At 69.5% G+C, this 21,399-nt stretch carries 12 protein-coding genes; 7 read left to right on the top strand and 5 right to left on the bottom strand.

Annotation, left to right across the window (positions count from 1 at the left end):
- Positions 1 to 59 precede the first annotated feature (59 nt).
- Positions 60 to 2,669 (top strand): CHAT domain-containing protein, encoded by a 2,610-nt coding sequence (locus tag ACRAKI_RS05375; RefSeq protein ID WP_447005933.1) that lies wholly within the window; start codon positions 60 to 62, stop codon positions 2,667 to 2,669.
- Between the two features lie 94 nt (positions 2,670 to 2,763).
- Here the strand turns inward: ACRAKI_RS05375 and ACRAKI_RS05370 are convergent, their stop codons facing one another.
- Positions 2,764 to 3,486 carry a transmembrane-type terpene cyclase gene (locus ACRAKI_RS05370; RefSeq protein WP_447005932.1) on the bottom strand — a complete coding sequence of 241 codons (723 nt, stop codon included), beginning with the start codon at positions 3,484 to 3,486 and terminating at the stop codon, positions 2,764 to 2,766.
- Between the two features lie 289 nt (positions 3,487 to 3,775).
- On the opposite strand from ACRAKI_RS05370, the gene ACRAKI_RS05365 reads away from it, so the two are divergent.
- The 4 genes from ACRAKI_RS05365 to ACRAKI_RS05350 all read left to right on the top strand — a co-directional run bounded on the left by ACRAKI_RS05365 (position 3,776) and on the right by ACRAKI_RS05350 (position 8,272).
- Positions 3,776 to 4,666 (top strand): methyltransferase domain-containing protein, encoded by an 891-nt coding sequence (locus ACRAKI_RS05365; protein ID WP_447005931.1) that lies wholly within the window; start codon positions 3,776 to 3,778, stop codon positions 4,664 to 4,666.
- A complete protein-coding gene (locus ACRAKI_RS05360; RefSeq protein ID WP_447005930.1) occupies positions 4,653 to 5,738 on the top strand; it encodes a prenyltransferase in 1,086 nt (361 codons plus the stop codon). Before ACRAKI_RS05365 ends, ACRAKI_RS05360 begins: the two co-directional genes overlap by 14 nt.
- Positions 5,739 to 5,804: 66 nt before the next feature.
- The gene (locus ACRAKI_RS05355; protein ID WP_447005929.1) at positions 5,805 to 7,223 is read left to right on the top strand and encodes a cytochrome P450; all 1,419 of its coding nucleotides are present in this window, start codon (positions 5,805 to 5,807) and stop codon (positions 7,221 to 7,223) included.
- A 47-nt stretch (positions 7,224 to 7,270) separates the two neighbouring features.
- The gene (locus ACRAKI_RS05350; protein WP_447005928.1) at positions 7,271 to 8,272 is read left to right on the top strand and encodes a polyprenyl synthetase family protein; all 1,002 of its coding nucleotides are present in this window, start codon (positions 7,271 to 7,273) and stop codon (positions 8,270 to 8,272) included.
- A gap of 159 nt (positions 8,273 to 8,431) precedes the next feature.
- Here ACRAKI_RS05350 and ACRAKI_RS05345 read toward each other — a convergent pair whose 3' ends face one another.
- The 4 genes from ACRAKI_RS05345 to ACRAKI_RS05330 all read right to left on the bottom strand — a co-directional run bounded on the left by ACRAKI_RS05345 (position 8,432) and on the right by ACRAKI_RS05330 (position 19,667).
- Positions 8,432 to 8,833: a hypothetical protein gene (locus ACRAKI_RS05345; RefSeq protein ID WP_447005927.1), complete on the bottom strand. Its 402-nt coding sequence runs from the start codon at positions 8,831 to 8,833 to the stop codon at positions 8,432 to 8,434.
- Positions 8,833 to 15,588 carry an RHS repeat-associated core domain-containing protein gene (locus ACRAKI_RS05340; RefSeq protein WP_447005926.1) on the bottom strand — a complete coding sequence of 2,252 codons (6,756 nt, stop codon included), beginning with the start codon at positions 15,586 to 15,588 and terminating at the stop codon, positions 8,833 to 8,835. The genes ACRAKI_RS05345 and ACRAKI_RS05340 overlap by 1 nt, the downstream gene beginning before the upstream one ends.
- Before the next feature lie 89 nt (positions 15,589 to 15,677).
- Complete coding sequence (locus ACRAKI_RS05335; RefSeq protein ID WP_447005925.1) at positions 15,678 to 19,142, bottom strand: LamG-like jellyroll fold domain-containing protein; 3,465 nt, start codon at positions 19,140 to 19,142, stop codon at positions 15,678 to 15,680.
- A 348-nt stretch (positions 19,143 to 19,490) separates the two neighbouring features.
- The gene (locus ACRAKI_RS05330; RefSeq protein WP_447005924.1) at positions 19,491 to 19,667 is read right to left on the bottom strand and encodes a hypothetical protein; all 177 of its coding nucleotides are present in this window, start codon (positions 19,665 to 19,667) and stop codon (positions 19,491 to 19,493) included.
- Between the two features lie 86 nt (positions 19,668 to 19,753).
- On the opposite strand from ACRAKI_RS05330, the gene ACRAKI_RS05325 reads away from it, so the two are divergent.
- Positions 19,754 to 20,125, top strand: a complete 372-nt coding sequence (locus tag ACRAKI_RS05325; protein ID WP_447005923.1) for a YciI family protein — start codon at positions 19,754 to 19,756, stop codon at positions 20,123 to 20,125.
- Entirely contained in the window at positions 20,122 to 21,363 is a 1,242-nt protein-coding gene (locus ACRAKI_RS05320; protein WP_447005922.1) for an RNA polymerase sigma factor, read from the top strand. The genes ACRAKI_RS05325 and ACRAKI_RS05320 overlap by 4 nt, the downstream gene beginning before the upstream one ends.
- Positions 21,364 to 21,399 lie beyond the last annotated feature (36 nt).

The following is a 21,399-nucleotide window of genomic DNA, read 5'->3' as shown; positions in this document are numbered from 1 at the left end:
TCCCTCCCGGTCGGCGGGCTTTCGACGGGTGCGTTCTGTGCTGTCATAGACGAGTGCCTGTGCCCGCTTCCCGCGACGAAGCCGTTGTCATCCGCGAAGCACGTGAGCTGCACCGCACCGGTGTGGACGCGTCGTGCTCCGGACGGCATCACGAAGCGTTGCGGTTGCTGCGCCGCGGGCGGAGCCTGGCCGACTCGATCGACCCCACCGACCCGGACACCCGCGCCGAGTGGCTCGTGACGCGGATCCGGCTGTCTTCGACGCTGTCCACGTTGCTGGCGGAGTCGGCAGGTCCCACCGCGGCCCTGGAAGGGCTCGCGGAGGTGCGCCGGCTGGTCGAGGACGTGGCCGATCCCGTCGTGAAGGCGGAACTGCTCGGGAGCGTCGAGCACAACCGCGGCCTGCTGCTCCTCAACACAGGTCTGATCGAGGACGCCGTCGTCGTCCTCGACGCCGCGCTCGAACACGAGGAGCACCGGCTGGCGGCGGGCGAACCGGGGCCGTCGCTGGTCGAGCCGATCGTGAAGACCCTGTGGAGCCGGGGGACGGCCCACACCCGCCTCGGGTCGGTGGGCCGAGCGCGGCAGGACTTGACCAGGGCAGCGGCGCTGGCGAGCGAGCACGGGTTGCTCGACCGGGCGGCCGACGCGAACAACAGCCTCGGCATCCTGGACCTGAGGGTCGGCGACGTCCCGTCCGCGCTGCGGCGCTACGAGAACACCGAGCGCTCGTACCGCGAGCACGCCCTCGACGTGCCGGTCATGCTCGGTCTGGACCGGGCGCAGGCCCTGATGGCCGCCGGGCTGGCGGACGAAGCGGGCACGCAACTCGACAGCGTGCTCGACGCCCTGCGCGCCGAGCACAGCATCACCCGCAACTTCGGCAACGTGGAGCTGTACCGGGCGGTGGCCGCGTACATGACCGGCGACCTCGACCTGGCCCGCAGCATGGCGTCGTCGGCTCGGCAGCGGATGCGGCGGTGGGGCTGCGACACGTGCGTCGCCAACGCGACGCTGGTCGGTCTCCGCATCGACACCGTGGTGGCGTTGCGGTCGGGACGCGTCCCCCAGTCCCTGCCCAAGCGGGCCTTGGCCTTCGCCGACGAACTGCCCGTGCCCCGGCTGGCCGAGCAGGCCGCGTCGGCGCGGATGCTGGCGGTCCGCCTGCGGATCCGGCGTGGTGACGTCGACGCCGCCGCCCGGATCCTCGACCTGGTCCCCCGGCCCGGGAAGCTGACACCGATCGACCACCGGCTGCTGCGCCGCCTCTGCCGCGCCGAACTCGCCGTCGCCCGTGGTGACCGGGTGACCGCGCTGACCGAGATCAGGGCCGGGCTGACGGACCTCGACCACGTGCGCGACCGCATGGGCGGCCTGGAGCTGCTGTCCGGGACCGCGCTGCACGGCCGTGAGCTGACCGAGTTGGCCGTGCACCTGGTCCTGGCCGGCGGCAACGCCCGCAGGCTGTTCACCTGGCTGGAGCGGACCCGGGCGCAGACGTACCGCTACGAACCGCTGACCAGGGTCGACAACCCGGAGCTGGCCGAGCGGATCGCCGAGGTCCGCAGCCTCACCCAGTCGATCCACCAGGCCGAGCACGACGGCCACTCCACCGCCGGCCTGCGCGCCCGCCACGCCGAACGCCTGCGTGAGGCGAACCGGCTCGGCTGGCACAGCGGCCGGTGGGGCAAGCCGCGTCCGGTCGCCGGGCCGGCCGAGGTGGTGAAGCAGCTGGGCGAGCGCGCCCTGGTCAGCTTCGCGTCGTCCGAGGACGCCCTGGTCGCGGTGGTCGTGGTGGACTCCACCGTCCGGCTGGCCCGGCTCGGCTCGGCCGAAGTGGCGGCGGAGAGCGCCCGGATGCTGAACGCGGACCTCAACGCCCTGGCCCCGGACCACCTGCCGGAACCGCTGGTGCGGGTGATGTCGGCGTCCGCCCGCAAGCAGGCGGACCGGCTCGACGCGCAACTGGTCCAGCCGCTGGCGGAGCTGATCGGCGACCGCGACCTGGTGATCGTGCCGACCGGCGCGCTGTACGCGGTGCCGTGGGGCGTGTTGCCGACGCTGCGCGCACGTCCGACGGTCGTCGCGCCGTCCGCCACCGCCTGGCTGGCCGCGAACCGCGCCGAAGGCCGTCCGGTCGGTCCCACCGTGCTGGTCCGCGGTCCCGGGCTGCCCGCCGCGGTCGGTGAGATCGACAAGCTGGGCGCGCACTACAGCACCGCCGCGCTGATGTCCGGCGACGACGCGACGGTGGCCTCCGTGCTGGAGGCGCTGGACGGCGCGGAGATCGCCCACCTGGCCGCGCACGGCGTCCACGAGCCCGAGAACGCCCTGTTCTCCCGGCTGGACCTCAGCGACGGACCGCTCTACGCGCACGAGATCACCGGCCTGGTCAACCCGCCGCGCCAGGTCGTGCTGGCCGCCTGCGAACTGGCCCTCAACCGGATCCGCCCCGGCGACGAGCCCCTGGGGTTCGCCAGCGCGCTGTTGGCCAGCGGCTCGCAGATGGTGGTGGCCCCGCTGAGCCGGGTGGGCGACCAGGCCTGCGCCGCCGCGATGGACGACTACCACCGCAGCCTGGCCGCCGGGGCCCGACCGGCCGTGGCGCTGGCCGACGCCATCGCCGCGGACCCGTTGCGGCGCCCGTTCGTCTGCCTCGGCAGCGGCTAGGTGGTCGTTCCGGAGGGGTAGCGCCGGACCGGCGTCGCCCAGGACCGTCTCCGGGGCCGGCCCTCGACGTCGCGCCGGCCCCGGAGATCGACGGTCAGGAAGCCAACACCTTGTCGCTCTCCTCCACCGCGTGGCTCTCTCGCCCGGTCCGACCGGCGACGATGTAGCGACGCAGGATGACGCAGTACATGAGGTCCAGCGCGAAGCAGGCCACGTAGAGGAACGTCAGCAGCCCGCCCCTCGCGAAGTCGTCGCGCGAGAAGAGGAACAGCGTGACGGAGAACAGCCCCGTGCCGACCATCTTCGAGACCGCGATGCCCATCGACTGGCCGCGGGCGGACCGCCGCTGCTGCACCATCGCGATGAACACCGAGGACATCAGCAGGTTGACGCCGTAGATCACGTAGGCGCCGCCGTAGTCGTTGAACTCCCGGATGAACGCGATCTGGCACCAGCCCGCCACCACGATCCCGACCGCGACCTGCGCCCAGATCGCCACCCGACTGCGGTGGGGGAATTCGACCGGCGCGAACTTCAGGATCTGGTACAGGATCGCCAGGTCCACCGCGAACCACGTGTAGTTCGACAGCCGGAGCAGTCCTTCGGCCGGGTAGACGAAAGAGAAAATAGCCTCACAGGAGATGTTCGCGCACAGCGCCGCGATCGGCATCCCGAAACTGCGGTCCTGGAACCCCTTCCTGATGATGAGCACGTACGCGGCGACCCAGAACAGCGTGCCGACTCCCGAAACAATGGTGAACATCGTCGGCGCCGGCACACCGAACAGCTCTAACGGCCCGAATTCAGTCCGGATCACTGCCCCTCCGCATTCTCGTGCGACCTTGTCGCACGAACGATAGCCGATGCACACCGTCACGCATTGCGATCGCACGCATCCAGCCTGCACATACGACCCGCCGGTAGCCAAAGGCGCAGGATGGTACCACAGGGTGTCCCGCTTTCGGAGATAATTTTCGACCCGCCCGTCAAGTCACTTCGGATATCCGTTCAACGTCGCGTTAACAATGTTCACGTTCGCACGCCGGGCACACAGGCGAGTACCTATGCTGCCACGTGAGACTCGATACCCCCAAGGAGCTACACCGGTGGAGCAAGACGAAGACGCCAGCGCGCACAACCACGATTTAGCATCACTCGAACATCGTGAAGACAGCATTGAACTGCTGTTCCAGACGCATTTCTCCCGCCGCTATGACACCGGCGTGCAGGTGACCGCCGACAAAGCCGCATCGGCCCTCCGACTCCACGAGGTGTGGCGCAGCCACCGCATCGACGTCGATTTCGACCAGTTCGTCGAGGACGCCTTCCTCTCCTTGCAGTACGCGTACAACCAGAAGTACGGCCAGTGGGACCAGGTCAACGACCTGAGGGCGCTCTACCAGGACACCTGGTACAAGAAGATCGCGCCGTTCGCGTCGTCACTCGCGCCGGAGGCGACCGTGCTGGGCGTGGGCGTCAACGACGGTCGCGAAGTGCGCCAGCTCTTCGAGAACCGGAACCTGCACATCGACCTGCTGGACATCAGCTCCGAGGCGATCCGGCAGGTCGCCAAGCAGCTCAGCGCCTACCCGAACGTCCGCAGCTTCGTCGGCTCGTTCGAGGACTGGAAGCCCGAGTCCGCCGAGTACGACCTCTTCTTCTCCTTGCGGACGCTCAACAGCACGTCGATCGACCTCCAGTCGTGCGTGCGGAAGTCCGTGGCCCTCGTCAAAGCCGGGGGAATCCTGATCTACTCCGTTTCGAACGGGTACATCCACATGGGCGACCGCGGCGAGCCCAGGGCCGTTCAGGGAATGTTCTCCTACGAAACCGGCACGATCGACGCCGAGCGCCCCAAGCAGATCGCCCACGAGATCACTCAACTCCTCGCCGCCGAGGACGCGGCCGTGATCGACGTGTCCGAAGAGCCGACCGAGATCTTCATCGTCGCGCAGAAGAACCAGTCCGGAGGGGTGTCGTCCGATGGCGGGCTTTAAGCAGCCGATGGCGTACTTCAGGCTGGTCCGACCGCACTGGACGATCGCCAGCACGCTCGCGGTGATGGTCGGCATTCTCCAGGCGTGGTCCGAGGGTTACTCCCACGTCGGGCTGGCGTCACTCGTCGTCGGCGCCGCGTTCATCCAACACGCCGTCATGGAGGTGTGGGACGAGCTGAAGGACTACTCGAACTACCGCCAGGACGTCTATTCGGAAGTCGCCCAGCCGCCCACCCTGTTCTCCGGTGGCAGCGGAGTCCTGACCGGCCGGTTGCTCACCGTGCCGCAGGTCTGGCGCTTCTTCTACACGTTGCTGGCGGTCTACGTGGTCGTCCTCGGCGGGATCATCCACTTCGTAGGGTGGCGGTTCCTGTTGTGCGTCGCGGCCGGCATGTTCTTCATGTTCGGGTACAACTCGAAGCTGAAGCTGTCGTACATCGGGCTCGGCGAGTTCTCGAACTTCATCTCGTTCGGCCCGATCCTGGTGTGCTCCGCGTACCTCGCGCTGAGGCTCGGCGCGTCGCCCTCGCCCGCCGACGCCGCGAACTGGAACCTGCTCGGCTTCGTCAGCGAGACCGTGCTGGTCGAATCGCTCATCCTCGGCACGATCTGGTTCGGCAGCCTGCACATCCAGGAGATGCTGGACTACGACGAGGACAAGGCCGGCAACAAGCGGACGCTGGTCGTCCGGTTCGGCAAGACCTACGCGTCGCGCGTCCCCTTCGTCACCTCGCTGATCATCGCGGCGCTCGCCGCGTGGCTGGTCGTCGGCGACCTCGCGTTCGCCTTCGTGCTCCCCGGCGTGCTGCTGAACCTCGTCGAGACCGGGATGTTCATGTCCCGGTGGCGTGACGCGGAGTACTTCATGCGGAAGATGAAGAGCTTCTTCGTCTACCGGAACTTCGTGCTCACCGCCCTCGGTCTGGTGGTGTCGTACGGCTTCCGGGACATGCCGCAGGCGGCCGGCGCCACGGCGCTGATCGCGCTGTTCGCCTTGACCGCCATCACCTCTCTCCCGGCGCTCTCCTTCCTGGCCAAGAACCGTGTCTTCACCTTCGCCCGCGCCGCGTGAGCTGAACCCACTCCACATTTCACGGTCGGCGGGAGCCCAATGCCTCCGCCGGCGAGGAAGGTAACGATGAAGAGCGACCCGGTCAGTGCGACCCTCCCGGACGTCGGCGCGCCGATCCGGCGGATCGCCCGAATACCGCTGACCAACCGGCTCGACCACCTGCCGGGCAAGTCCGGGGCGCTCGCGGGGTACCGCAACCTGGCCGGCTGGGTGCGTCGCGGCGACGACCACCTCCGGGAGCAGGTCGAGCGCTTCGGACCGGTCTACCGGCACATGTTCGGGGTCGATCCGATCGTGTGCGTCGCCGACCCGGCCGCGGTCTCCCTCGTCGGCCGGAACAGGGACAAGGTGTGGTCGTCCGGAGTGGCCTGGGGCTACTACCTCTCCGGCATGGACGACACCATCAAGGGCTGGGACGGGATCCTCACCCTCGACCAGGTGCCGCACCGCGACGTGCGCCGCCTCCTGTCGCCGGCGTTCGGCCCGGACGCGCTCGAATCGTATGCGCGGAGTTGCCAGAAGCTGGTGGAGGAAGAGGTCGCCACCTGGGTGGGACGCGGCCGGATCGAGGCCAAGGCCGCCATCCGGAGGCTGCTGGTGCGCATTTCCGCGCTCATCTTCATGGGCGTGGAAGACCCGCGTGAGGCCGAGCGGCTCGACCGCACGATCCGCGACGTCTGGCTGGCCAGCTTCACGCCCGCGGTGGGCCTCCCGCTCGGCGCGGTCCGCCACCGGATGCTCAAGTCGTACCGCGGTCTGCTGCGTTCGCTGACGGCGCGGATCGCCGAGAACCGCACGCCCGGGGGCACCGACCTGTTCAGCCGCTTCTGCCGGGCCAGGGGCGAGATCGAGTGGACCGACGACGAGGCGCTCGCGCGGACGTTCATCTCGACGATGCTCGCCGCCTTCGACACGAACACCCTGTCGATGAGCAGCATGGCGCACCTCCTCTCGCACCACCCCGACTGGCAGGAACAACTCCGCGAGGAGGCGGTGGAAGCCTCCGGGCACGAGCCGAGCGTCCAGACCCTCGGCCGCATGGAGAAGACCGAACGCGTCTGGAACGAGACCATGCGGCTCTTCCCGGTGAGTTCCCACGTGATGCGGCGCAACCTCGTCGACACCGAACTCGGCGGTCACGAGATTCCCGCCGGAACGCTGGTCTTCGCCTTGCTCGGACCACCGGCGCGTCACCCGGAATCGTGGACGGAACCGGCGGCGTTCGACCCGGACCGGTTCTCGCCCGACCGGTCCGAGCACCGTTCCAGGCCGGGGATCTTCTCGCCTTTCGGCCTCGGCGCCCATGCCTGCGTGGGCGGCCTGCTGGCCGGTCACCAGGTGAAGATGGTCTACCGGACGCTGCTCTCGCAGGCCCGAATCCTGCCGGTGGGAAAGATGCACTTCCGTCACAGCTACGCGCCTCTTGGCTCGGTCGCGGGTCGCGTGAACGTCGAACTACGGCCACTGCGCGGCGTGGTGAATTAGATGACCACAAGGTCACCGTTGAGATTTGGTCAAGGCCAGGAGGAGGCATGATGAAGACCATCGCCAACACCGCATATTTAGAGCTGGCTACGAACGTAACCGATGCTCTGGACTCGTTTCTGCGGACGCTCCCCTCGGAAGGGGGAGATCTGCTGGTCGAGACGATGCGCTACGCCTGCTTCCCGGCCGGGAAGCTCGTTCGCCCCACCCTTTTCGCGGCGTCCGTCGCCCTCTGCGGGCGTGATCCCCGCGAAGTCCTCAACGTCGCGGTAGGGCTGGAAGTCGGCCACACCGCGAGCCTGGTCCACGACGACATCATCGACCGCGACGAGATCCGCCGCGGTCGACCGTCCGTGTGGCACCGCTACGGCACCGACACCGCGATCCTGGCCGGCGACGCGCTGTTCTTCGCCCTCTTCCGCGCCGTCACGGAGTCCAACACGGACCCGTACGCGACCGTGGAAGCCGTGAAGGCGATCGCCGAGGTCGGCCACGAGCTGTGCCTGGGCCAGGCCTGCGAGGCCGAAGCCACCAGGACGGCCGACCTGACCTGGAACACCTACCGGCGGGTCATCTACCTGAAGTCGGCGTCGTACATCAGGCTGTGCACGGAACTCGGGGCGGTGCTGTCCGGCGCCAGTCCCGTGCAACGCGCGCAGCTGCGCACGTTCGGCGAGAACCTGGGGATGGCGTTCCAGATGCAGGACGACGTCCTGGCGTACGTGGGGACCCTCGACACCGCCGGCAAGGACCCGCTCAGCGACGTCCGCTCGTGCCGCGCCTCCCTGCCGGTCGTCATCGCGAACGAGCAGGGCACCGACGGCGAGCGCGAACTCCTGCAGCGCTACTTCTCGTCCGGCGCCGTCACCGCCACGGAGCAGGAAGACCTGGTGGCGCTCCTGGGCTCCGAGCCGGTCCTGAAGCAGGGCAAGACCCTGGCAGCCGAACACCTGGACCGCGCGATCCAGTCGCTCTCCATCTTCGAGGACTCCGACTACCTGGCCGTCCTCCGAGACATCACGTCCGCCCTCGAAGACCGCCAGTGGTGATCGAGCGCTGACCCGGGAAAGCGTGGCCACCGTCCAGGACGATCGCGGGTCGGGAACGACATCCCGACCCGCGATCCAGGTCCACCTCGTCAGGTCGAGGCGGTTGCCACCCGATCGAACCTTCGTGCTCGACAAGCGCACGAGGCGAAGGACTCCGCGTCAGTCCCGACCAAGCACTTCTTCGGCCGCCGCCTTGATGGCTTCCAGCACGTCATCGTCCACCGCGAGTGGCGCTGCCAGCGTTTCGATCCATTGACGCAGCTCGACCTCATCCAGTTCTCGCCAACGCGGGTGCAAGACAGCCCTTCGTGCGACGACCGCCCAGCGCTGCCGGTGATGCGACAGTTGATACCAGGCAGCCTGCTTCTCCGCCTGTCCCGGCGTTGAGGTCGAACGCAGTCCGGATATCAACCCTTCGCGGAGGTGGTTCAGCGCCGACGCGTAGATGGGGCTCCCGTTGAGCACCTCCGTGTCGTCGGAGTACTCGAACTTGAGTTCCATGCCGGCGCGGAGCAACGCTTCCACCTGGGCGAAGTCATCGAACTCGACCAGTTCTGACATCAGAAGGGGTTCCTTCCGTGAAAGAGAACATTACCAGCCGGGATCCTCAACGAGCCTCGCGCAATAAGCTCGTTCGGCTGTGACCCCGGACCGAGCTCGACACCTTGAGGCATTCGGAACGCGAGCAGATAGTCAGCCTTCCCGGCGAACAACGGGTTGCCGATCATGACATTCCGTTCAATTTCCACGGGGCTACCGATTTCCTGCGTCACATGAACCTTTCCGGCCGAGTTGGCACCGATCCTGAGACTGCCGTCGTCAGCCAGGATACCGCTGTGCCCTTCCGCACTCGTGTAATGGAAGTACACATCGTCATCAAGATTTTCGACAAGGTTCTCGACATCGTGAGTGGCCGCATTGCCGCAGTTGTGGACGAGCACCGGCGTGACTGCCGCCACCACGTAGTACGTGTGGACGCCGTCGACGGTCAGGTCGTAGACCGGTTCGAAGCGGGTGTAGCGGTCGACCGCCGACACGACGGGTGACGTGCCGTCGACCGACGTGAGCCGCTGGCCCTCCTCCAGGTCACCGATCTTGACGAAACGGCCTTCGGCGTCGACCCACACCGGGTGCCAGGACGTCGCGTCCACGGTGCCGGTCGAGCCGTCCTCCGACGCGACCGTCAAGCGCGTCATGTCACCTTCGTCGTCGTGGACGATGGTGCCGACGACTTCGCGGTCCGTCGTCTCGCCGGTCGACGGGTCGGTCGCCTTGACCTCGTCCCCGATGTCGACCTCGGCGATCGGTTTGGTCGAACCGTCCGCCATCAGCACCAGTGTTCCGCCGACGAAGCTGTGCAACTTGCACGACGAACCACTCGACCGGACCTTCTGGAACCTCTCCATGACAGCCCGGCCGGCCGACTCGGTGATCGACTGCACCCGGCGCAGCACGCCCCTGGCCTTGTCGACGATCCCGGACAGGCGGCTGACGGCCTTGACCGCGTTGTAGCCGGCCTCCAGGATCTTGCCGACCTTGCCCCACGGGACCAGTCCGGTGATCACCCCCGCGCAGCCCCAGATGTCGCCCTTGGTGAAGCAGTCGACGATGTCGTTCCACCCGGAGATGTCCTTGAGGACCTCCCAGGCGACTTCCTTGATCACGTCCCACTTGGTCTTGTGGGCATCGGCCAAGGCGCGCTCGTAGTCCTCCCGGCTGATCCCCTCGTTCGCCATCGCGGTCTTGACGGCGGCGTCGACCTCGGCCTGCTGCTGCTGGGCGTTGCGCCTGTGGTCCTGGTGGGCCTTCTTCTCCTTCTTGTACTGCTCCTCGTTCTGGTGGAGCCGCGGGTCGTAGCCGCAGAACACGCCGTCGGGGCCGCAGTCGCGCAGCAGGCCCGTCGGGTCGCTGAACGTCACCGGGCTGTTGTTGGCGTACGCGTACCCGTTGAGCTGCTGCGGGTCGTTGTTGTCGATGATCGGGTCGGCCGAGAGGAACCTGCCCGAGGCGTTGTCGTACAAGCGCGCGCCGACCTGCGTCAGGCCCGACTCGTCGTTGCGCCCGCCGACGAACCCGAGCTTGTCCGGCCACGCCGGCACCGTGCCGCGCGAAGCCCCGTAAGGGGTCTGGCGGCGCTGGACGGCTTGCAGCGTGTCCTTGGTGACCGCGTGCTGGCTGGTGCCCTGGTGGTCACCCGCCAGCCACTTCAGGCCGGTCACGCTGTTGCGCACCGCGACGACCTGGCCGTTGTGGGCGTAGTGCCTGGTCCACGACGGGGTGGTCGTCCCGGTGTCCAGCCGGATCTCCTGACCGAACACGTACAGCGTCGTCGCGGACGGCTCACGGCTGATCAAGCGGTTGCCGTCGGCGTCGTAGAGGTACTTCGACTCCTTGCCGTCCGGGTTGGTGATCCGGACGACCCTGCCCTCGGCGTCGTACTCCAGCTTCTGCTCGTTGCCGCCGATCTTCCGGGACGTGGTCCGCCCCGTCAGGTCGTAGGCGAACGTGTCCAGCGCCGTCCCGTTGGGCCCCTTGGTGGTGACCGACTGCGCCGTGTGCGGCTGGGCCGCGCCCACCGGCGGGTACTTGGTCTCCCGAACCGTGTCACCGGCCGCGGTGTGCTGGGTCTCGGTCAGCCGGTTGCCGGTCTTGTCGAACGCCCACGACTGCCAGTACGGCGCGGGCCCGCCGAGCGCGGTGGCCGACTTGGTAGCGCCGCAGTCACCCGACGACGGCGTCCACGCCTCGGTCATCCGGCGCAGGTGGTCGTAGGCGAAGCACTGGGTGTCCGCCGCCCGGCCCTGCGGGGTGTCGGCGACCTTCAGGACGTTCCCGGCGGGGTCGTAGCTGTACGCGCGGTCGGACAGCTCGATGTCGGTCGCGGTCTCCCGCTCGACGACGGTGCCCGCGAGACGACGGCTGCCCATCTCGTAGGTGTGGGTGACCGCGACGTTCTTCTCCACGCCGTGGTCGGCGCTGCCGTTGAGGACCCGCAGGACCTCGCCGAAGCTGGAGTACGCGGTCGCGCCGACGTAGACGCTCTGGCCGATCAGCTTCTCGGCCTGCCCGAACGCGTTGTACTTGGTGCCGATCGACTCGCCCGCGACGATCTGGCGACCGCCCGAGTTGACCGCCGAGTACGTGGTGACGTCCGGCTTCCCGGTGTACGTGTAGGTCTGCTTCAGCTCGTAGGTCGCCCCTAGCACGCCTTCCTTCGCCGACGGGATGACGACCTTCTGCCCGGTGGGCCGACCGGCGGCGTCGTAACCCGTGACGTACTGCAAGTACGTCGCGTCGCCGTCGAAGCGCCGGGACGCCTTGAGCATGCCCAGGCCGTTCGAGGTGGCGACGGTGTCGTACTCCCACTCGGCGAGCTTGGTCCCGGCCGTGGAGCCCAGGTACCTGCCGACCAGTCGTCCGAGCTTGTCGTAGGCGTTGGCGATGGTCCTGCCCTCGGCGTCGGTCGTCGAGAGCACCTGCCCGGCCGCGGTGTAGGTGGTGGTCGAGCGCCCGGCGTCCGGGTCGTCCACGGCCACCACGCGGCCACGCAGGTCGTACGTGTAGCGCCACTGGTTGCCCGCCGGGTCGGTGACCGACTTCAGCAGACCGGCGTGGTCGTAGGCGTAGCGCGTGCTGTCGAACGAACTGCCGAGACCGTTGGTGTACTGCCGCTTCTCCAGCGTGCGGCCCTGCGCGTCGGTGACGACCGTGGTGGCCGTGTCGCCCTTCGGGGGCGTGACGTGCACCCGGTCGCCGCCGTAGGACGTGGTGGTGCGCCACTGCTCGACCCCGAGCTTCTTGAAGACGGCCGCCGTGGGGCGCTCCATCCCGTCGTACTCGGTGATCGTCTGGCCCGGCACCTCCCAGTCGTACGCGCCGGTCAACTCGCCGTTGGCGGCGCCGCTGTTCCAGTAGACGCCGTTGGCCTTGTGCGGCAGGCCGCGCGAGTCGTAGTAGGTGTCCGAGATCTGGCGACCGCCGTCCGGCCCCGGAGCGGGGACCTGGGACTGGCGCTGCCGGAACAAGCCGTCGTACAGCGTGTACCCGGCCAGGTAGGTGCCGTTGTCCTGGAGCTGCTTGGACACCACGACGACCGGCTTGCCGGTGTTGTAGTGGTACTCGAACTGCGCGTCCGCGCTCGCCGACGCCTTGTCGTGGCCCGGGAGCCACGCCCGGACCAGTCGTCCCAGCGCGTCGTGGGCCAGGTCGGCACGCCGGCCGTTCGCGTCCACCGAAGCGATGGACGTGCCCCACGCGGGGTTCAGGTACTCGTGGGACACGTGCCCGAGCGGGTTGGTGCTGGTGATCTGCGTCAGCGGCCCCGTGCCGGGGGTGTAGCCGGTGGTGGTCTTCTCACCGCGTGCGTCGACGACCTCCAGCGGGCGGCCGTAGCCGTCGTACGTGGCCGTGGACGCGGTCACCCAGGTCTGACCGGCGGCGTCCCACTTGTCCAGCACCTCGGCCTTGGTGATCAGGCCCTTCGTCGGCGCCACGCCGTGCGCCTGGCCGTCGTAGTACGAGCGCGCGAGCGACTGGATCGTGGTGGCCGACGCCGTGACGGCGCAGGTGCCGATCACGGTCTCCACCTGCGACGCCGCGGTCAGGATCCACGCGGTCTCGTTGCGCGCGTACGTGGTGCGCGTGCAGGTCTCGTCGCCGGTCACGTCCACGTCGCCGTGGTCCTCGACCCGCTCCACCGCGCCTTCGGCGTTGAACGTCTTCTCGACCTTGGTGCGCCGCCACGTGCCGTTCTCCAGGAGCGTCCGGCCCCGCACGGCGGCATCGCCGTTGACGAACGCCTTGTTGCCGTGGGAGTCGGTCGCGGTCGGCGTGTCGGGCAGGTACGGGTCGCGCACCGACGCCGACACCAGGACGCCGTTGTCGTACTGCCGCGTCTCCCGTACGTACCCGCGCAAGCGGTCGACGTCGCGGACGGGCTCGCCCTCGCTGGTGTGGATCCACGCCTCACGGGTGCCGGACGGGAGTTTGTCGCCGTCCATGCCGCGCCCGTAGACCGTTTCCGTCACGGTCTGCGGACCGGCCGCCGGGTCGCCCTTCTTCACCCGCACGGTGCCGTAACCACGCCACTGCGACCACGTCCGGCGCTCCGGGTCCGCGAAATCGGCCTCGTCGAAGTGCCACGCGGCGTCACCGACGTACTCGTAGGTCGTGGGGATCCGCGCGGACGCGCCCGTCACGTCGGTGTCGATCACCGACACCACGACGTACTTGTGGAACCACTCGAACCGGGGCTCCAAGGCGCCGTCCGGCGTCCACCACGTCGGGAAGCACCGCAGCGCGTTCGACTCCGGGACCCACGGCATCCGGGTGCCGGGCACGCAGTCCGCGCCGCTGTAGGTGATCCCGGTCCGGCCGCCCGCCTCGTTGGTGATCACCGTCAACCGGTGGCGGGTCAGCGGCCTGTGGTCGACGCTCGTGTCGACCCGGTTCCCCTTCGCCTCATAGCCGAAAGTGGTCGAGGGCAGGGTGATCGAGCCGCCGACGAGTCCGGTGTGGGTGACGGACTTGAGGTTCAGCGACGGCGCGAGACCGTCACCCGTCGCCATGAACTCGTGCGCCAGCGACCACGAGTCCACCGCCTGGAAAGACGACGTCCCGTTGGCGACGTGGGTCGTCACCTTGGTCAGCTTCTTGCGGGTGAAGTACGTCGGGGTGAGCCGGTGCGTGCACTGCTCGCCCGCGTTGCAGATCTGGTCGAACGGCACGTCCGGCCACGAACCGGCGGTGGACGCGGTGAGCTGCGACGGGGCGCACGTCACCGCGCCGCCCGGCACGCACCGCTCGGCGGTCTCGAAGACGATCTTCGCCGCGGGCTGCGCGAACACCGCGTCCGACCGCAGGCCGTACTCCACGCGGTCCAACCAGCCGCCGCGCACGTACTCGGTGCCCTTGGCCGCGTCGGCGTTGCGGCCGTAGTGGTTCAGCTCGCGGTTGTAGTAGTAGGTGATCACGTTGCCGCGCGCGTCCACCGAGTAGTCGAGGTTCCACCGGTACCCCTGGTGGCACCACGACGTGTCGAACGTCGACCCCGCGCACGGCTCGCCCGCGTTGTTGCCGTAGACCGGGACCGTCCACGCCGACCGGGTCTCCGGCTTGCCGGCGGTCCAGCCCGGGAGCCGGTTCAGGCCGAGGAAGTACTGGGTGCCGTCGGTCGTGGTGACCTTCCAGTGCTCACCGTCGTTGTCGCCGTTGACCGCTCCGGTCAGCCGCTCGACCCGTGCGCCGTCGTCGTTCTGGGCGCGGTAGGTGTTCGTGCCGGGGATGTTGATCAGCTTGCCGGACACGCCGGCGAGGCTGATCGTGGCGTTGTCGGTGGCCCAGCACTGGTCACCGGTCTTGGTCTGACCGTTGCTGCCGCCGAGGTCCAGCCCGCACGGCTTGTACTGCCGCTCGATGAACCCGCCCGGCGAGATGTCCCAGCCGTCACCCGCCCACGACGCCTGGTTGTTCGTCGCCGACGTCCGGCCGTCGAGGCTCTGCGCCGAGTACCCCAGCGACACCGACGGCGCGGCGCCACCGATCGCGGGCGGCACCCGCATCGGGTAGCCGTAGGTGAAGTCGCCCGACGACCCGCCGGCGCTCCACGACCCCGCCGGGGCCAACGACGTCGCCGAGTACGTGCCCAACGCGCTGCCCGTCGAAGCCGCCGCCGCGAGCACCACCGGCTCGGACGAGCTCATCGTCGTCCGGCCGGACAGCACCTTCGACCCGGTGTCGTTCCGGGCGTCCTCCACCGGCGTCGCCACCTGGCACTCGGACTTCTCCGGCGTGCTCAGCGCGCACGCGGGCAGCGACACCAGCTTCAACCTCGACCCGAGGTCACCGCCGGCCCCCGTCAGCGACGCGTAGTCGAACGTCACCTCCAGCGGCTTCTCCCGGGCGCCACCGGCGTCGGAGAGGCTGAACACCACCGCACCGGGCGACGTCTTCTCGCCGTGCACCTCCACCCGGACCTTGCCCGCGCGCGACCGCCGCGCGGACGCCGCGGCTTCGCCGGCGAGACCGACCGCGACCGGCGTCCCGGCCGCGGGGATCGGCTTGCCGAGCGCGCGGGCAGCCACCTCCCGCGCCGTGCCGCCCTTGCCGGCGAAGTCGACCTCGCTCTTCGCGGGCGCCGGGCGGTCCGACCGACCAGGGCTCGCCACCACGGCCGGAGCCGGGGCGTCCGCCGGCCGGTCCGGCTGGACGGGGGAAGTCGGCACCGACTTCTCCCGCTGCAACTCCCGCAACGTCCACTCGGACTTGTCGGGCGCCGCCGCGAACGCCTGGCCGGTCGACACCGTCAACACCGCCACGACACCGACCGCTATTGCCTTGACCACTGATTTCCGCAGGGCGGATCCCACAACAAGTCCCCTCAGCCGCTATGGGCGTTCCGGTGTCGTCACTGGTGATGCGTGGAGAGGCGCAACTCGTCGATCTTGTTGTCGCTCAGCACGCCGGAGTAGACGCGGACGTCGTCGACGTCGCCCTTCCACACGTCCGACTTCTTCCCGGTCCAGATGGCGCGTCCGACCCACAGCGGACCGGCGCCGCGCCAGCCGGTGACGCCCGTGCCGCCCGCCGCCGTTCCCACGAACGACTCCTGCTTGTCGCCGTTGACGTAGAGGCTCATCTGCCCCCTCGGCGCGTCGTAGACACCCACCAGGTGGACCCACTCGCCCTGGACCGCCCCCAAGTCGGACACGGCGAACCAGCCGTCACCCGCGGGCCCCTTGCTCATGAGGAAGCCCCACTTGCCGGTGTTCCCCCGGTAGCTCAGCATGAACGGCGAGTGCTGCGCGTCCCCGAGAGCCACGGCCGCGCGTGACGCGGCGTCGAAGCCGCCGTGCCGCACCCAGGCGGACACCGTGTAGGAGCGGTCGGTGCGGAAGTTCGCCGGGCCGGGCGCGGCGACCTCCCCCGTCCACGACGCGTCGAAGTTCACCCACTTGTCCTCCCCGGTGGGGACCTGGTTCGGGTCGTCCGGGTCGACCGGCGTGCCCGCCCACGTGACGCCGCCCGAGATCGTGGCCTGCTGCCTGGACACCTGCTCCAGCGTCGTGGTCCCGGTCTGCTCGTCCAACGCGAAGCGCGCGCGCATCACGGCCATGTTCGCGTGGTTCGCGGCCTCGTCGGCGGACACCTGGCGGTCCCACACCTGGACGTAGTCGATCGCGCCGGGGAAGTGGTTCGAGTGCGCACCGGCCGACTTGGCCCGGCCGACCGTGAGGCTGCCGCTCGTCGCGACCACCGTCGCGGTCGTCGAGCCCTGGAGCTTGCCGTCGACGTAGAGCGCCAGCGCCCGGCTGTTCGGCTCGTACGTGGCGAGCAGGTGCGTCCAGACACCCACCTGGGCCGGGTCGATCGACGTGACCCGGGCGTAGGACGCCGGGGCGTCGGCGTCCGAACTTGGCGTGGTGACGGCCCAGCGGTCGACGTCGCCCGCGTACTGGAGGTAGAAGGCACTGGCCCGGTTGCCGTCCTGGCCCACCACGGTCAGGTGCCGGTCCTTGCGGTCCATCTTCACCCACGCCGACACCGAGAACGCCCGCGACGTGTTCACCACCGCCGACGCCGACGCGGCGTGACCCGCGACGCCGTCGAGCACGAGCGCGTTCGAGGCGTAGCCGGGGGCGAACGACGCGCCGCCGGTCAGGGTGAGGTCGCGGTTGCCGTTGGTCGAGTCCTCCGCCACCGTGCCGGAGGAGTGGTTGAAGGACCACGCCGCCTTGTGGCCCGCGGGCTCGGCGACCTTGAAGGAGTACTTGACGGGCGGTGACTGGTTGCCCGTCTTGTCGACGGCGGCCACGTACAGGTCGTTGTTCAGCACCTGGGTCGGGGTGATGGCCGCGACCGCCCTGCCGTCGGCCGAGGAGACCGGTGTCGTGTGCGTCAGGATCGCGCTGTTGTCGAGCGACCACTTGTAGGCGGCCACGTCCATCGTCTGGCCCGCGGGTGTGACGGGCGTGAACGTGAACAGACCGGTCCGGCCGATGCTGCCGTGGGCGCTGTCGGTCCCCGTCGGGTAGTCCGCGGAGGTCACCGAAGGCGCGTTCGGCGCTGTCGTGTCCACTTCGAACTCGCAGTTCGGCGACCAGCTGCTGAGCTGGTAGTCACCCGACCACAGGTGCCAGGTGTAGACGCCGTCGGCGGTGATCCACCCGGCGGGTACCTGCACCTCGGCGAAGTTCCCCGACCAGACGTCACCGGTGTGGAGGTCGTGCCCGTTCCACGTGTAGGAGTTGTGAGGACCGTGCAGGAGGCGGAAACCCGCGTCCATCCGGCCGCCGTCCGGGTCGGACAGCCTCGCGCGCAGCCGCGGCACCTTCGTGCCGACTCGCGCCCGGTCCGCGCCGATGCGGCACGGCAGGGCGTCCGCCACGTCCGGACCCCAGCCCTCGATGCCCATGTCCTGCGGCTGGTTCGGGTAGCTGTTGTAGCGGACTTCCAGGTACGGGTTGAGGTCGAACCGCCGCCACGAGGTGTCCAGCTGGTCCTCGTGCTTCGCCTTGAGCACGAACGTCGTCCAGCCCCACGAGCCGGACGCCGCGGCCTGGACGGCGCTGGTGGCGGTGAAGCCCGCGCCGCCGTCAGTCGGGCAGTGCGCCGCGTTGTTGCGGACGTTGCTCTCCGACTGGTACTGGCTCCAGCCGGGCTGGTTGTCCCACGTCGTGTTGGCGTCGATCCACCCCGCCGTCCACAGCTCGGTCGCCGACGGCGCGCACGAGTAGGTGTGGATCACCTTGGTGTGCAGGGTGGCGCTGATGATGTGCTTGCCGACGATCGGCTGGGTGTTCATCTGGAGGTACGACCGGGACACGCCGTGGAAGTTCGAGCCCAGCGAGGTCTTGTTGAGGTAACCCGCTTTGAGGTCGCCGAGCTGGCCACCGGTGGCGTCGAAGTTGCGGGCGCTCCCCCACGGCGACTGCACCACGGCGTGGTGCACCTTGCCGCAGTTCGTGCAGTAGTACTCGGGGTCGAGCACCACGGGGTACGTCGTCGCCGGGTCTTCGAGGAACGCCTGGTCGGGCGTGATCGCCACGGCGTCCGGGGTGATCTCGACGTCCATCTCGGCCTGGCGGTCGCCGTGCACGGGATCGCCCTCGCGGCCACGAGGAGCCTTGCCCGACGAGTCCCACATCTGCGAGGCGTCGCCGACGAACACCGGCGCGCCCGCCGCGTCCTTGACCAGCAGGTCGCCCTCGCGCTTCGCCGATCCGTGCTCGACCCTGACGTCCTTGGCGTGGGTGCGGAAGGTGACGGTGTCCAGGGCCGGGTTCCGCGCGGCGTCCGGCGTCTTGATCACGAGCAGCTCGCTGAAGCCCTCGTGGTGCGCCTCGACCCGCAGGTCCACGTCCGGCAGCACGTCCGGGTAGGTCAGCGTCGCCCCGTCCACGACCGGCTCGGGCAGTGCGCCGTCCCACCGCAGGCCGACCTCGCGCCCACCCTGGACGACCTTGGCCAACGGCTCGTCCGCCGCGCGCTTGCCGCCCGGCGAGAACGCGACCTCGACCGTGGACGCCTTCGGGCCGAACGAGCCGTCGGGCTTGCGCTCCAACGTCAGGTCGACCGGCGCCCACCCTTCGCCGCGCCGCACCCGAACCGGTTGCACGTGCTGGACCAGCGTCAGGGTGCCGTCCGGGTGCGCCCGCACCTCGTCGGTCTCGGTGGTCGCCGAGTCCACCACGACCGACTTGCCGGCCTCCTGCGCGTACCGGACGGCCGTCACCTCGTCCGGCGCGGAGTCGGGCACCACCGGCTCGGCCGCGGCGACCGACGGCAGCAACAGGCCCGCGACGACCGCCGCCACCAACCCCACCCCGCAAGCGCGCGGGCCGGCGCCCGCCGCGGATCTGCGCGCACGCATCATGAATCCTCCCTGTGCCGCGTAACCACAGCTCAGGGACGTCCCCCCTGACCCAGCGGGGAATGTTGACCGCCTTTCGCCACGGGAGCGATCGGCCGAACGGAGCAATTACCGACCGTCCACGGAGAACGGGTCGGCAACACGGCGCGTAGCGGACACCCGAATGGTCGACACTCGGCGTGAACAGCGGAAAGACCCCGCGTTACACGTCAGGACGCCGATCCGACCGAACATGAGGTGTCCTCGATCACGTGCTCGCCGGCGGGACACGGCGTCCTTTGTGGGGCTGTCGTGGCGTCGCGGCGAGCTGTCGGAAGCACTCTTCCGCCCGCATCAGGTGTCGTGGCGTCACGGACGCTCGGCGAACCAGCGCAGTTCCCCGGGCGCCGGGGCTTCGCCCACCAGGCCGTCACGGATGGTCCAGGTGAGCGCGTGGTCGCGGTGCTCGGCCAGGATCTCCTCGACTTGGCGCCGTTGCTTGTTGTCGAACTCGATCCAGCCCCGAACGGCGACGTACATGCCCATGCTCGTCACCATATTCACAGCCGGCGGCGCACGCGGCGCCTCAGGCAGAATCAACTGTCCGAACCGGACCGGTGGGAGGCTCCGCGGTGAAGTACCTGATGCTGATCTACGGCAACGAAGAGGTCTGGAACAGCGTCGACGCGGACGGGTTCGCGACGCTGGTCGCCGAGGTGGACGGGTTCAACGCCGCCCTGCGGGAGTCCGGTGAGCTGGTCGACTCCCGAGGCCTGGTGTCCCGGCCGCGGTCGGTGCGCGTCGTCGAAGACGTGCCGGTCGTGACCGACGGCCCGTACCTGGAGGCGAAGGAGCACGTCGGCTCCTACTTCGTGGTCGACGTCGACAGCGAACAGCGCGCGTTGGAGATCGCGAAGTCGTACCCGGCCCTGCGCTACAGCCGGGGTCTGGGCGGCGGACTGGAGGTGTGGCCGCTGATGGAGCGGGGCGGCGGCGACCTTTGACCTCCGGCGACCCGGTCGAGCACGTCCTCCGCACACTGGCACCGCAGGTGCTCGGCATCCTCGTCCGCCGGCACGGCGACTTCGCCCGGTGCGAGGACGCCGTGCAGGAAGCGCTGATCGACGCCGCCGCCACGTGGTCGCGCGACGGCGTCCCGGAGCACCCCCTGGGCTGGTTGACCACGGTCGCCGCACGCCGCTACGTCGACCAGGTGCGTTCCGACGCCGCGCGGGAGCGCCGGGAGCAGGCGCTGTTCGACGCGGTGCCGCGCGACCGGTTGCTCGCGCCGCCGCCGGACGCGGAACCGGTGCGCGACGACCTGCTGGAGCTGCTGTTCCTGTGCTGCCACCCCGCGCTGACCCCGACCGCGCAGATGGCGCTCACGCTGCGGGCCGTCGCCGGGTTGACCACGACCGAGATCGCCTCGGCGTTCCTGGTGCCCGACAAGACGATGGGCCAGCGGATCTCCCGCGCCAAGCAACGGCTGCGGGAGGTCGGCGCGCGGTTCGAGCTGCCGCCCGACCACGAGCGGGGACCGGCGCTGGGCACCGTGCTGCACGTGCTGTACCTGCTGTTCAACGAGGGGTACAGCGCCGGTGCCGGGCCGGCGCTGCGTCGTCCCGACCTCACCGACCAGGCGATGCGGCTGACGCGGGAGCTGCACCGCCGGCTGCCCGACTCCGGCGAGACGACCGGGCTGCTCGCCCTGATGCTGCTGACCGAGGCGCGTGCCGCGACCCGCACCGGACCGGACGGCGTCCTGGTGCCCTTGGCCGACCAGGACCGGTCCCGGTGGGACCGGACCGCGATCGCCGAGGGCACCGACCTGGTGACCCGCAGCCTGACGGACAACGCCGTCGGCCCGTACCAGGTCCAGGCGGCGATCGCGGCGGTGCACTGCGAGGCGGCCTCCGCCGAGGACACCGACTGGCCGCAGGTCCTCGCGCTGTACGACGTGCTGGAACGCCTGGCGCCCAGCCCGGTCGCCGCGCTGAACCGGGCCGTCGCAGTCGGCGAGGTGCACGGCCCCCGTGCCGCCCTGGACATCGTCGCCGAGCTGGAACGGGGTGTGCTGGCGGGCAACCACCGGCTGTTCGCCGTGCGCGGCCACCTGCTCGAACAGGCGGGTGACCCGGCCGCCGCGAGCGAGTCGTTCCGCCGGGCCGCACGACTGGCCGGCAACGTGCCCGAGCAGCGGTTCCTGCTGCTCCGGGCGGCCCGCTGCGCGCCCACCGGATGACGTCGGCCGACCCTTCGAAGGAGCGGTGTAGAAATC

Source organism: Saccharothrix isguenensis, assembly GCF_052936305.1.
The sequence above is the reverse complement of the archived record's forward strand: the minus strand, read 5'-3'. Positions and strand labels throughout refer to the sequence as shown.